Annotated in this window: 8 protein-coding genes; 2 read left to right on the plus strand and 6 right to left on the minus strand. The window is 51.9% G+C overall.

The annotated features are described in order from the left end of the window. Positions 1–66: 66 nt before the first annotated feature. On the minus strand, positions 67–1908 hold the full coding sequence (locus tag GWC94_RS12885; RefSeq protein WP_161835421.1) for an outer membrane protein assembly factor BamB family protein: 1842 nt from the start codon (positions 1906–1908) through the stop codon (positions 67–69). 115 nt (positions 1909–2023) lie between these two features. On the opposite strand from GWC94_RS12885, the gene GWC94_RS12890 reads away from it, so the two are divergent. Continuing rightward, positions 2024–2383 carry a CoA-binding protein gene (locus GWC94_RS12890; protein ID WP_161835422.1) on the plus strand — a complete coding sequence of 120 codons (360 nt, stop codon included), beginning with the start codon at positions 2024–2026 and terminating at the stop codon, positions 2381–2383. Between the two features lie 53 nt (positions 2384–2436). On the opposite strand, the gene GWC94_RS12895 is transcribed toward GWC94_RS12890, so the two are convergent. The 4 genes from GWC94_RS12895 to GWC94_RS12910 all read right to left on the minus strand — a co-directional run bounded on the left by GWC94_RS12895 (position 2437) and on the right by GWC94_RS12910 (position 8095). Continuing rightward, entirely contained in the window at positions 2437–3984 is a 1548-nt protein-coding gene (locus GWC94_RS12895) for a serine hydrolase domain-containing protein (protein ID WP_161835423.1), read from the minus strand. 75 nt (positions 3985–4059) lie between these two features. After that, on the minus strand, positions 4060–6042 hold the full coding sequence (locus tag GWC94_RS12900; RefSeq protein WP_161835424.1) for an alpha-ketoacid dehydrogenase subunit alpha/beta: 1983 nt from the start codon (positions 6040–6042) through the stop codon (positions 4060–4062). Between the two features lie 239 nt (positions 6043–6281). Next, positions 6282–7022: a Bax inhibitor-1/YccA family protein gene (locus GWC94_RS12905; protein ID WP_161835425.1), complete on the minus strand. Its 741-nt coding sequence runs from the start codon at positions 7020–7022 to the stop codon at positions 6282–6284. Between the two features lie 242 nt (positions 7023–7264). After that, positions 7265–8095: a polysaccharide deacetylase family protein gene (locus GWC94_RS12910; protein WP_161835426.1), complete on the minus strand. Its 831-nt coding sequence runs from the start codon at positions 8093–8095 to the stop codon at positions 7265–7267. A 140-nt stretch (positions 8096–8235) separates the two neighbouring features. On the opposite strand from GWC94_RS12910, the gene GWC94_RS12915 reads away from it, so the two are divergent. Then, positions 8236–10083: a 2-oxoacid:acceptor oxidoreductase subunit alpha gene (locus GWC94_RS12915; protein ID WP_161835427.1), complete on the plus strand. Its 1848-nt coding sequence runs from the start codon at positions 8236–8238 to the stop codon at positions 10081–10083. Between the two features lie 150 nt (positions 10084–10233). Here the strand turns inward: GWC94_RS12915 and GWC94_RS12920 are convergent, their stop codons facing one another. Next, positions 10234–12459: an FUSC family membrane protein gene (locus GWC94_RS12920; protein ID WP_161835428.1), complete on the minus strand. Its 2226-nt coding sequence runs from the start codon at positions 12457–12459 to the stop codon at positions 10234–10236. Between the last annotated feature and the right edge of the window lie 78 nt (positions 12460–12537).

Raw genomic sequence — 12537 nt, forward strand, 5'->3', positions numbered from 1 at the left:
TTGGTTGTAAGATCGCTGATGTCAATTTTTTAATAGTGTTACCTTCTGCCTGGGGTGCCCATCCATTTAAAAAGACAGTAACGATACCTTGCCATCCATCGTTGCCATAACCAGCTGGTTATCGCTGAACACATTCACGGTATTGACCATCGAATTATCGGATTTGAACACCCATAGTTTTTTCTTCGCTGCCGGGTCTATGGCATATACACGACCGTTCTTTGTACCGAAAAACACCCTGCCTTTTCTCTCTATCAGCATTGAAGGCACATGCTCGTAACCAAAGCCGCAATCCAGTTTCCAGTCCACCGCCTGTTTCTCGCGCGAAGTGTGGAAGGCAACAATGGCATCGTTCATCGTCTTTCCGTACACATAGGCTCCGTCGGCAGAAATACCGATCGACTCCCTTACGGTGGCTTCGTTATTACGCCACAAAGTGGTACCGGTATGGATATCGATGGCAGACAGGTAACGGTCCGGCGCTACAATATACACCACATCGTCTTTGATAACGGGTATGCAGGAAGCCGGCGAAAAATTACGCACGGCAGAGCCATTGTTCCATTTCCAGACCAGCTTACCGGTGGCGGCTTCCAGCGCGTACAGGTTTCTGTCCCAGGCGCCAAAGATCAATTTATCGCCATGCAGTACCGGCGTGCTCATTACCGGGCCCTCCAGTCCCTCAAAACGCCATAGCTCTTTTCCATCGGCCAGCGACAATGCGCGGAACCGGTGATCGCTGCCGCCGATGTATACGATGCCCTTCTTGATCAGCGGACAGCCCAGTACCGCCGCATCGGTCGAAACCTCCCATAGTTTTCGGCCGCTGGTGGTTTGCAGGCAATAGATCTTTCCGTCGCCCGAGCCGGCCACCATCCTGTCGCCACTCACCGCAGGCGAGGAAAACACGGCCCCGCCTGTCTGGAACGACCACTTCTTTTTACCGTTCTTTACCGACAGTGCATCTATCCTTCCCAGGCTGTTGCCGAAGAACACCAGTTGGCCGCTCACCGCAGGCGTGGAGATCACATTGGCATCCGAATGGAAAGTCCATTTCTCCTTTACCGACGGAAAGCTGTCGTTCACTGCATAAGAAGGTCTTGTATAACCTGTGTTTGTATACGGGTGCTGTTCCAGCTTTACCCCTGTCCAGGGCTGTTTTGTAACCATACCCGGCGTACGCTCTGAAAAGATCATAGAATCTGTGCGTACGTCCACCAGGTTATAACCGCCATAAGCCGCTTTTGCCCTGAGGTTTGACCGGCCCATCACACCGGGTATGCCTTCAAAATTCAATGCATGGTTATTATGTCCATGACCGCAGAGGATGGCCAGGGTATGGTGTTTCTTCAGACGGTCGGTGACCTCGTACCAGTTGTCGAGGGCATTATCGATCGGGTAATGGTTCAGGAAGATCAGCGGCTGGTAAGGACCTATTTTCTCCAGCTCCTTATCCATCCAGACAACCGCATCCCTGGGAATATGTCCATCACTCATACGCACGTACGGACCCGAGGCACAGCCCATAAAGCTGATGCCGTTGTAGCTGAACACAAATTTATCGTTGCCAAAAACCTTCCCGAAGGTAACGCCGCCACTCTCGCTCCAGCCGCTGTCGTGGTTACCGGGAATGATGTAATAAGGCACTTTCAGCTCATCAAGCAGCTGTTTTGCAAGTCTGATCTCTGCATCCGTACCCAGTTCGGTGATATCGCCGGTGATCACCACAAATGCGATACCGGTCATCTGGTTGATATCGGCCACTGTTCTCTTTAAATCCTCCTCTGCCTTGCCATCGGGCGACCCGATATGCGTATCCGAAAGAAAAGCAAAACGGAAAGGCTTCCACTGGGCATGCCCCAGCGCCAGGCAAGCGAAAAATACGAATGACAACAAGACATGTTTCATGCCCGGAAGTTACTGATCTTTGAGATGGAACGGTTATTGCCCTAGGGGATTACATGGTTACCGATTCATTCCTGCATCCGCCGATCGGGGACCCGTAAAATCAACATTTTCCTTTATGAAAAAAACAGTGGTATTGGGCGCAAGTGATAACCCCGCACGTTACAGTTATCTCGCCGTGGAGAAACTGCGCCGCTACGGGCATCCCGTAGTTGCCATCGGCAGGAAAACTGGAAAGGTTTCGGACACGGATATCATTACCGAAAGACCCAACGAACAGGCGGTGGATACGGTTACGCTTTACCTGAACCCGGCGCTGCAAAAGCAGTACTATGATTATATTCTTTCCCTGAAACCCAAACGCATCATTTTCAATCCCGGCGCCGAAAATCCCGAGCTCGAACAACTCGCCGAAGAAAACCATATCCAACCCATGGAAGCCTGCACACTGGTATTACTGAGCACGGGGCAGTATTGAAGAACAGATGAGCAGGGAACAGGTGAGCAGGGAACGGATGAACAGGGTATTCTCTATTTATGTTCTTTTTCCCTGACCTGCAGCTGGTAGGCCTGTATCAGGGCCGGGGTTTCGGGGGTAAGGGTAAAGCTGACACGTATATCGGCGTTGTCTCCGGCGATCGTAAAATAACCGCGGAGCTGGTTTTCAGGAACCATACCGCTTACCGAGATAATTTTGCCCGCTCTGGCAAATGCGGCAGCGGCTTCTTTTTTCAGCAGAACAGTATCGTAATCGGCAAAGAAATTTTCGGCGAATATTCCGGACGATACCACATCAGCAAAACCGGGCAGCAGTTTCACCAGGGCGTTCTTTCTTTGTTCCAGTACGGGTGAAGCAGGCAGTTGCCGCGGTCTGAGCTGGGCCAGCCGTATCAGGGTATCCAGTACGGCATAATTGGGAGCGGTGGTGGGCGCGTACGTCAGGTTGGCAAAAAAGACAACGCCAATACCATATTCCGGAAGAAAACGCCAGTTGCTGCCAAAACCGGGCAGGCCGCCGCTGTGTGCAATGCTTTCACGACCCTCGCAGTCGCGCGTCCAGTTCAGTCCGTAGCCATAGGCCGAAGTGGTGGGACAACCACGACCACCGGGATAGCGGTAATTCAGGTTCATACCGATAAAACGCCAGGGCTGGTGCATTTCACGGAGCGAACTTCGCTTAACGGGTCCGGTTTCGGCATCGTTTCTTACCGGCCATGCCTGCAGATGCAAAGCCATATACCTGCTGAAAGATTCAATGGAAGTGACCATACCACCCATGGCACCATAAATACCATCGTGCAGCAGCGCTTCTTCTTTCCAGTCATTGTTTACCCAGCGGTAGCCATGCGCCAGGAGACCGGCGGGGATTTTTGTGTATTCCCATTCGGCCTGGTTCATACCCAGGGGTTGCCAGATATTTTTTGCGATGTATTCGCTGTAAGCCATGCCGCTTGTTTTTTTAATGATATAACCCAGCATCGCAAAACCCAGGTTGCTGTATTCATAGGCAACGGCGGGATCGTTCGATAAACTCAATCCCTTTCTGATCAGCGAAAGCAGTTCCGCATCCGTATCTGCCAGCTGGCGGTCGCCCCAGGGATTGTCTTCCGGAAAACCCGCCGAGTGGGTCAGCAGGTGCCTGATGGTGATCAGCGGCGCATCACTGGTAAGCGCCTGTCCCTTCAGTTCGGGAATATATTTTTCCACCGGGTCATCGAGTCTGAGCCTGCCCTCGTCCCGCAGTTTCAGTATGGCCATTGCCGTAAAACTCTTGCTCATGGAAGCGATACGGAACATGGATTTGGTGGTTGCGGGTATCTTTCCTGCCCTATCGGTATATCCTCCCGCGCCTTTGTATACCAGCTCACCATCGAGCACCACACCAAAGGCATAACCGGGAAAATGGTTTTTCACTGCATACTCGCGGTAAAGCTGTTCAACAACCGGGAAAGCCACCCTGATACGCTCCAGTCGCCCGCTGTCTGTGAACACCGGCGGCCGGTAGCGGGCATCAGTGTTTTGTCCGTTTGCAAAGAAAAAAGTGGCGACGAACAGTGTAAACAGCCTGAGACGCAGCATAGGGTGGAATATTATTGGGTAATAAAAATTTACCGAACAGATACAATACCGGCTATCGGCCGGGCGAGGCCAGCATTAATACGCCAGCAGTTTGTCCACAACCTCCTGCAGCCTGCTTTTTGCCAGGAAATTTTTCTCCAGGTCTGTATTGAAAGGCACGGCCGTATCCAGCGATGCGCACCGCATCACCGGCGCATCGAGGTATTCGAAAACATGTTCCGTGATCCAGGCGCTGATCTCGGCCCCGATGCCTCCCGTAAGCGTGTCTTCGTGCAGGATCAGCACCTTTCCTGTTTTGATCACCGTTTGCCTGATGGCATCGTAGTCAAGCGGCTGCAGCGTGCGCAGGTCAAGGATATCGATCGAAACGCCCGGATGCTGTTCCTGGTATTCGATGGCCCAGTGAACGCCTGCGCCATAAGTAATTAACGATATATCCGTTCCTTCGCTGACGGTCTTCGCCTTGCCGATCGGTGTTTCGTAGTATCCATCCGGAACGGCGCCTGTAACGCTGCGGTAAAGCGCTTTGTGTTCAAAGAACATCACCGGGTTGGGATCATGGATGGCAGCGATGAGCAATCCTTTGGCGTCTTCCGCTGTTGCGGGATATACCACTTTCAGTCCCGGCACATGTGTAAACCAGGCTTCGTTGCTCTGCGAATGAAAAGGGCCGGCACCCACGCCACCTCCTGTGGGCATGCGGATCACCACATCGGCGTTCTGTCCCCAGCGGTAGTATATCTTGGCCAGGTTGTTCACGATCTGGTTAAACCCCACCGATACAAAATCGGCAAACTGCATTTCCATTACGCTCTTGTATCCTTCCAGGCTCAGCCCAAGGCATGCACCCACCACAGCGCTTTCGCATAAAGGTGTATTGCGCACCCTGGCCGTACCGTATTTTGCGGCAAACCCTTCGGTGATCTTAAAGGCCCCGCCATATCCGGCAATATCCTGGCCCATCAGCACCAGGTTATCGCAACGGTCCATACTTTGCGAAAGCGCTTCGGAGATCGCATCGATATAGCGGATTTCCCTGGTATCCGTGGTAACCGTTTCGTTTGCCGTTCCCTGTTTTGGCCTGGCATACATATCCGCCAGTTCGGTATTTGTATCGATGGTGATGGCGGCGGCCTGCTGCGCTGTCTGCAGTTCCATTTCTATGTATCCCCTGAATTCATTGCGTATATCGGCCACCTGCATTTCTGTGATGATCTGCTCCTGCAGCAGGTACTGCTCAAAATTCCTGATCGGGTCTTTGCCTGCCCATTCTTCAAACAATGCAACGGGCACATATTTGGTACCGCTGGCTTCCTCATGTCCGCGCATACGGAACGTCATACATTCCACCAGGTAGGGTTTCCGGCGACTGATACAATAGTCGCGAACACCGCGGATGGTATGGTACACGTCAAGAATATTATTGCCGTCGATACGCACGCCTTCCATACCGTACCCCCTGGCTTTATCTGCCAGGTTTTCGCAGCGGTATTGCTCCGATACCGGTGTGCTTAGCCCGTAACCGTTGTTCTCTATCACAAATACCACGGGCAGGTCCCATACCGCTGCAAGGTTCAGCGCTTCGTGAAAATCGCCTTCGCTGGTGCCGCCATCGCCTGTAAACGCCAGGGATGCTTTTTGTTCCTGCCGGAGTGTATAAGCAAGCGATACCCCATCGGCAATGGCCAGCTGCGGCCCCAGGTGCGAGATCATACCGCAGATATAATGGGGTTTGCTGCCAAAATGAAAACTCCGCTCACGTCCTTTGCTGTAGCCTTCTTTGTTACCCTGCCACTGCATAAAGAGTTTGTGCAAAGGCATCTGGCGCGAGGTGAATATGCCCAGGTTGCGGTGCAGCGGCATGATCCATTCATCGTGCTGCATTGCCAGTGCACAACCCACCGCGATCGCCTCCTGCCCGATACCGCTGAACCATTTGCTGATCTTTCCCTGCCGCAGCAATACCAGCATTTTCTCTTCGATCATGCGCGGCAGCAACAGGTTGCGGTAGAGGTAAACCAGTTCTTCGTTGGAGAGTGATTGGCGGTTGAAATCCATGGATCAGAAATAGGCACCCAAGTTAAGCAATGCGCAGGAAACCCGTTATACGGACCGGAGGAATCAGCGGATTATGGATTGGCGGATTGATTTCAATGGACCATTCGGCGGGCTGCTGCATCGGGATTCCAAAAATCCAGCAATCCTTATTCCACTAATCCATAATCCGCAAATCCGTAATTCAAAAAAAAAAGCCGTAGAGCGATTACTCTACGGCCCGGGTGTATGAAATGATTGGCTTAATCCCTTCTGCTGCCAAAAAGGCGCAACAGCATCAGGAACAGGTTGATAAAATCCAGGTAAAGCGTGAGGGCTCCCATTATGGAACGCTTCTTCACTTCCACGGCCGCTACGCCGTTGTGTTCGATGCCTTCACCGATATATTTTAGTTTCTGCACGTCATAGGCGGTCAGGCCGGTAAACACCAGTACACCGATAAAACTGATCACATACCCCATGGAATCGCTTTTCATGAAAAGATTGATCAGCGAAGCGATCACGATGCCGATCAGTCCCATCGTCATGATACGACCGAAAGAGGTCAGGTCCTTGTCGGTGGTATATCCCATGAATGCCATTACACCGAACATGGCCGCGGCAGACAAAAAGCAGGCTACCACCGATCCGGTTGTATAGATCAGCAGGATAAAACCGAAACTGATGCCGTTGATCGCCGCATAAGCGATGAACAGGCCGAGCATCAGGGGCGCCGGCAGCCTGTTGTAACCAAATGACATCAGCAGTACAAAAGCCAGCGGAGCAAACATTACGATATAGCCCAGCGGGTTAAGACCGGTGCCATCTGCTTTTATCAGGTAAGCCAGCAGGTTGAGGTTGTTCGAAAACAAAAAAGCAAACAAAGCCGATACACCCAGCGCCAGGAACATCAGCGAGAATACATTGGCCATAAACTTTCTCGCGCCTGTTCTTTCCTGTACAATCGTGTAATCGATATTCGTGCTGCGGTTCTGTAGTTCCATCGTTCGTGTTTTTTACAAATATACTGTTATGAATGGAGGAATGGAAGGGTTTTAGCATTGCATTAGAGAATGGGGAAGGGAGGGCGTGAGACGTCAGACGTGAGTTAGCGTGAGTTGGGTAGGGTTGTAAGATAATAAGCCGGCGATGCCGTAAAAAAGCGAATCCCTTTCAACTTCGACATCCATATCCCCCTCACCTCTCACGATAACTCACGTCAACTCACGATGCCCATCAGGCTGCCTCATTTCCTCCCCCTCACTCCCGGATAATGATCCAGGGTCTCGAAGACATAGCGGGGGTTTTGTTTGAGGATGCCGATGAATTTGGCAAGCGAATCGGCGTCTGAAGGATGCTGAAACATCCTGTCGTGCGTAAGGATCACCAGGTGCCTGGGTGTATGCGTTCTGTTGTTTGCGAATGCGCTGTCTACCTCTGCTGCCAGTTGCCCCGGCGTCTGCACCGGTCTTGCGCGTTTGTTGAAATGCCATTCCACATCCCAGCCGATCACATAGTAGCCGGCGCTGTCGAGCAGCCTGGCGATGGGTCTGGTAAGCCAGCTTGCCTTAATGGCGCCGGTTTCGGCCCAGGCATTGTTGCCCGGCAGCCTGGCGATGCGGTAGGGAACATGCATGGAGTCCTGCGCTTTCAGAAAATCCAGTTCCGCCGATCCGGGATGCAGGTAAAAATCACGGTACCTGCCTCTTGCATGACTGTAACTGTGATTGGCCAGCAAAAAATCGGGATACGACTCGCGAACCGTGGTAACGATCTTCGGGCCATCGCTTTTCATGGCGCTGTGCAGTCCTACCATAAAAAAACTGGCTTTGATCCTCTCCCTGCGGCAGAGTTCATAACAGGCAAGCGTGCCGTGCTGCGGCCCGTCGTCAAAACTGAGATAGATATACTGTTTGGTGCTGTCGTAAGCCAGTGGTTGCCAGTCGAATTTATTACGCACCGGCTTGTCTCCTTCCGTTTCGCCGGTACCGCCCTCGTCGCCGCGGGCATTAACACAGCCTTGCCATACAACACAGCCCATCGCCAGCAGGGCGATAGCCAGGAATACACGTTTCATAGTAGCATAGTTCTGGGTGCTAAAATAGCAACAAGCGGGATTTTCTCACAAAATTCCCCTCTGCGTAAGTATTAAATTCCTCATAATTCTCAAGGTTTGCGTGGGTTGAGTATATTTATCCCCGTAAATACCACTTTGAGATGAACAGGAAAGAAGAGACGTTACAGAATGTCGTTATCAAGTTTGCCGGCGACAGCGGCGATGGCATGCAACTTACCGGACAGCAGTTTACCAATAACACTGCTTTATTAGGCATTGACCTGGCTACTTTTCCCGATTTCCCTGCCGAGATCAGGGCCCCTATCGGTACCCTTCCGGGGGTGAGCGGGTTTCAGCTGCATTTTTCCTCGAATAAAGTGTTTACCCCGGGCGATATTGCCGATGTGCTGGTGGCGATGAATGCCGCCGCGCTGAAAGTGAACCTGAAAGCCCTGAAACCGGGCGGAAAGATCATCGTTAACCTCGAAGGATTCGATGCCAAGAACCTGCGCCTGGCCAATTATGCCGATGGCATTAACCCGCTGGAAGACGGCAGCCTAGATAATTACGAAGTGATCAGGATAGATGTGACCAAGCTCACACGCGAAGCTGTTAAGGATTTTCCAGAACTGGGCAACAAGGAACGCGACCGTGCAAAGAATATGTTCGTGCTGGGTTATATCTACTGGATGTACAACCGGAGCCTCGAGAACACCATCGAGTTCCTGAAAGAGAAATTCGGCAAAAAACCGGCTATCCTCGAGAGTAATATCAAGGTGTTGCAGGCCGGTTACAACTATGGCGATACCACCGAAACCTTCACCACCCGCTATAAAGTGGAGAAGGCGAAAATGAAACCCGGTCTCTACCGCAGCATCATGGGTAACCAGGCATTGTCACTGGGACTGATAGCCGCGGGTGAGAAAAGCGGTCTGGAGGTTTTCCTCGGCGCCTACCCCATCACACCTGCTTCGGATATACTGCATGAGCTCAGCAAATACAAAAGTTTTGGCATCAAGACCTTCCAGGCCGAAGACGAAATTGCGGCGATTGCGGCGGCCATCGGTGCCAGCTACGGCGGCGCATTGGGCGTAACCGCCACATCGGGCCCCGGTATGGCTTTGAAAACAGAAGCGATGGGACTGGCCGTGATGCTCGAGATACCGCTGGTGATCATCAATATCCAGCGCGGCGGACCCTCAACCGGTTTGCCCACCAAAACAGAACAGAGCGATCTGCTGCAGGCCTACTATGGCCGCAACGGCGAATGCCCCATGCCTGTGATCGCAGCGGCGACACCCAGCGACTGCTTTGATGCGGTATACGAGGCCGTACGCATTTCCATACAGCATATGACGCCGGTTACGCTGCTGAGCGATGGGTATATCGCCAATGGTGCAGAACCCTGGAAATTCCCCACCACCTCCGATCTTTCGCCTATCACCGTCAATTTCAAAAAAGAACTGGCGGAAGATGAGCCAAAATTCCAGCCTTACAGAAGGGATGTAAAACTGGCGCGCTCATGGGCCATACCCGGAACACCGGGTCTGGAGCACCGCATCGGCGGACTGGAAAAGCAGGACGTTACGGGCAATATCAACTATGAACCCGAAAACCACCAGCATATGGTGAATATCCGCCAGGCCAAGGTTGACAAGATAGCGGACCATATTCCCCTGCAAAAAATAGAAGTGGGCGCCGAAAAAGGCAAGGTACTCGTGATCGGCTGGGGCTCTACCTATGGCGCCATCAAGAGCGCGGTGCTGCAGCTCGAAGCCGAAGGACAGGCAGTAAGCCATGTACACCTGCGTTATGTACGCCCCTTCCCGAAAAACCTCGGGGATATCCTGAAGAATTTCGAGAAAGTGCTTGTTCCTGAAATCAACAACGGCCAGCTCGTAAAAATCCTCCGCGACCAGTACCTGGTAGATGCGAAGCCCTATAACAAGGTAATGGGTATTCCTATTACCAAGGGAGAGTTGGTGGATGTGATTAAGAAGATGTTATAATGCACGAATTAGCGAATTCCGGATTGGCGGATTAAGGGATCAACAGATTAACTTTTTTGGCCCGATGGAACAGGTTTCGCCGGGGCAATTCAAAATATCCGTCCCCAATTAGCGAATTCCCAATCCGCAAATCCGCTAATTCACAATCCATTAATCCCCAATCTTCCCACTCACCTTCTCAATATCCACCGCTATTTTGTAGATGAAATAGAACTGGTCGGTGATGGATTTGAAATCGGAAAGAAATTGCCGGGTATTGGATTCCATCTGGCCGGCGCGCAGTTCTTCCTGGCGTTTGCGCATAAGTTCGTTTACACGTTTGTCGAGTATGCGTATCTGGGTGGTATCGGGTTTGGGAGCCCCTTCTTCCCGTTTGCCATCCATCGATTTTCTTGCCTGCTGCAGTGCAAACACACTGGCGTTGATCAGCGGTATGTATTCCTGGCTGATGTATTCGGGTTCCAGTGTATCGATATAATAGGAAAGTGTGGCAATATGCGAATTCAGCATATGCACCGCCACCACGAACTGGTGTATCTGCTCTATCTTCTTCTGTTTGCTTTTGGGTTCGGACAACATACGCGTAAAACCGTCCGACAGGTTGGCCATCGACACCCAGCTGTTTTTACGCAGTAAGATCCGCGCCTTGTTTTCCGTAACGGTGCCGGTAAATGCGCCGGATGCCGACTGGTAATAGATCAGCGCATCGGTAAGTGATTTCTTCATGTACACATTGATCTGCTGGTGCTCCCATACCGGTACAAACAGGCTGCCGAATACAAAGGCGATGGCGGAACCGATCGCGGTATCGATGATCCTGTCGCGCAGGATCGATTTGAAATCCTGCGGATCCAGCAGGTGAAACATCAGCAGGATGTACAGCGTCATCAATATCACGCTCACCAGGTACTGTTTGCGCATAAAACTGTAGGCACCGATCATGCTCAGCGTAAGCAGGATGATCACGGAAGTGTTGTCTCGTATCAGGTACAGCGACAAAGCGCCCAATGCAGCGCCGATAAGGGTTCCGCCCAGTCGCTCCCAGTTACGCTGGCGGGTAAGGCTATAACCCGGTTTCAGTATCACGATAACCGTCAGCAATATCCAGTAGCTGTGTCCGAAAGCAAGGAACTGCGCAATGATATAGGCAAACAGCGATGCAAAAGCGATCCGGAGCGAATGACGGAATATATTGGATGTAAAACTGAGATTATCGATCAGCAGTTTCGGATCCACCGGTTCATGGGTGATAAAGGCATCGGGATCGGGCGCGCTGAACTTTTTCCTGCGCAGCCTGGCATCGTAGGTGGTGTACTGGTGAAGTGTGCGGATACGTGTGGCCAGTTCATCGATACTGTCCAGGATATGCCGCAGGCTGATAAACCCTTCCAGGTTTTCGGGACTGAGTTCTCTGGCCCTCAGTTCCTGTAAATGTTTTCTTTCCTCGGAAAGCTCGGCATCAACCGCGTCGTCGTGGATCGATTTACGGCCGCTTTTCAGGGCGATGCCGATCTTGTCAAGCTCGTTCGCCAGTGTTACGATCAGGTGCCGGTATTCCTCCAGTATGCCGCTTGTATCGAAATACCGGTGCAGCTTTTCATAATCCTGGTGCGAGGTCATCACGATCTCGAACAGATCCGATACATCGAGGAACACCATCATCAATACCCGGCTGGTATGGGTGGACTCTTTTACAATGCTTCTTGTTTTAAAGATGAGATCGGCCACCAGCGCCTGTTTTTCCTGAACGGCGATCTGTGCCCTTACGATCTCTTCATAGTCCTTTTCGTAGCTGAAACCCGTATCGTAGAAATTCGCTTTTGCCTTCAGGTATTCGGCGGTGGCCATCACATATTCGCCCAAGGCCTGCTGTATGATCTTGTAGGGTCTTATCGAATGCAAAAAACTGCTCAGCAACAGGTACCATGCGCCGCCTGCCAGCAGGTACAAAGCATTGTACAGGATTTGAATACCCGCCAGTTGGTGCTGTGTCTGCAATACCAGTACCACCAGGGTCGCCAGACCGATGGCGGTGGCACGGGCACCGTATACACCGATCATGGAAGCCGCAAAACAGCAAGCAGGCAATACCAGCATGAACAGCCAGGGTACGGCCTGTGTATAGCCTGCCAGCAACGCTATGGCAAATACCAGCAGCCCGCTTACGATCATACCGTTTCGCCGGTGGTGAATGGGGCCGGGATTATCGGTAAGACTCACGCTGAGCGCACCCAGCGCCACGGCCAGTCCCACCGACAGCAGGTCATAATAAGCAAACAACAATACCGGTGCAAGAATGGCCACCGTCATGCGCACGCCATCGCTTACATAATAGCTGTTGATGAAACTGCGGTATTGTTTGAGGTAGTAATCCAAGTAAAATACGAATTACAAAATGGGTTGACGGGTTCCTTATACGAATGTAACAAGAAAGCGGCAGGAGTGAGGGCCGCC

Source organism: Sediminibacterium soli (assembly GCF_009939225.1).
Classification (GTDB): domain Bacteria; phylum Bacteroidota; class Bacteroidia; order Chitinophagales; family Chitinophagaceae; genus Sediminibacterium; species Sediminibacterium soli.

Coding starts and splice junctions, on each gene's coding strand:
- GWC94_RS12885 (WP_161835421.1), bottom strand. CDS start 1,908: ATGAAACATGTCTTGTTGTCATTCGTATTTTTCGCTTGCCTGGCGCTG.
- GWC94_RS12890 (WP_161835422.1), top strand. CDS start 2,024: ATGAAAAAAACAGTGGTATTGGGCGCAAGTGATAACCCCGCACGTTAC.
- GWC94_RS12895 (WP_161835423.1), bottom strand. CDS start 3,984: ATGCTGCGTCTCAGGCTGTTTACACTGTTCGTCGCCACTTTTTTCTTT.
- GWC94_RS12900 (WP_161835424.1), bottom strand. CDS start 6,042: ATGGATTTCAACCGCCAATCACTCTCCAACGAAGAACTGGTTTACCTC.
- GWC94_RS12905 (WP_161835425.1), bottom strand. CDS start 7,022: ATGGAACTACAGAACCGCAGCACGAATATCGATTACACGATTGTACAG.
- GWC94_RS12910 (WP_161835426.1), bottom strand. CDS start 8,095: ATGAAACGTGTATTCCTGGCTATCGCCCTGCTGGCGATGGGCTGTGTT.
- GWC94_RS12915 (WP_161835427.1), top strand. CDS start 8,236: ATGAACAGGAAAGAAGAGACGTTACAGAATGTCGTTATCAAGTTTGCC.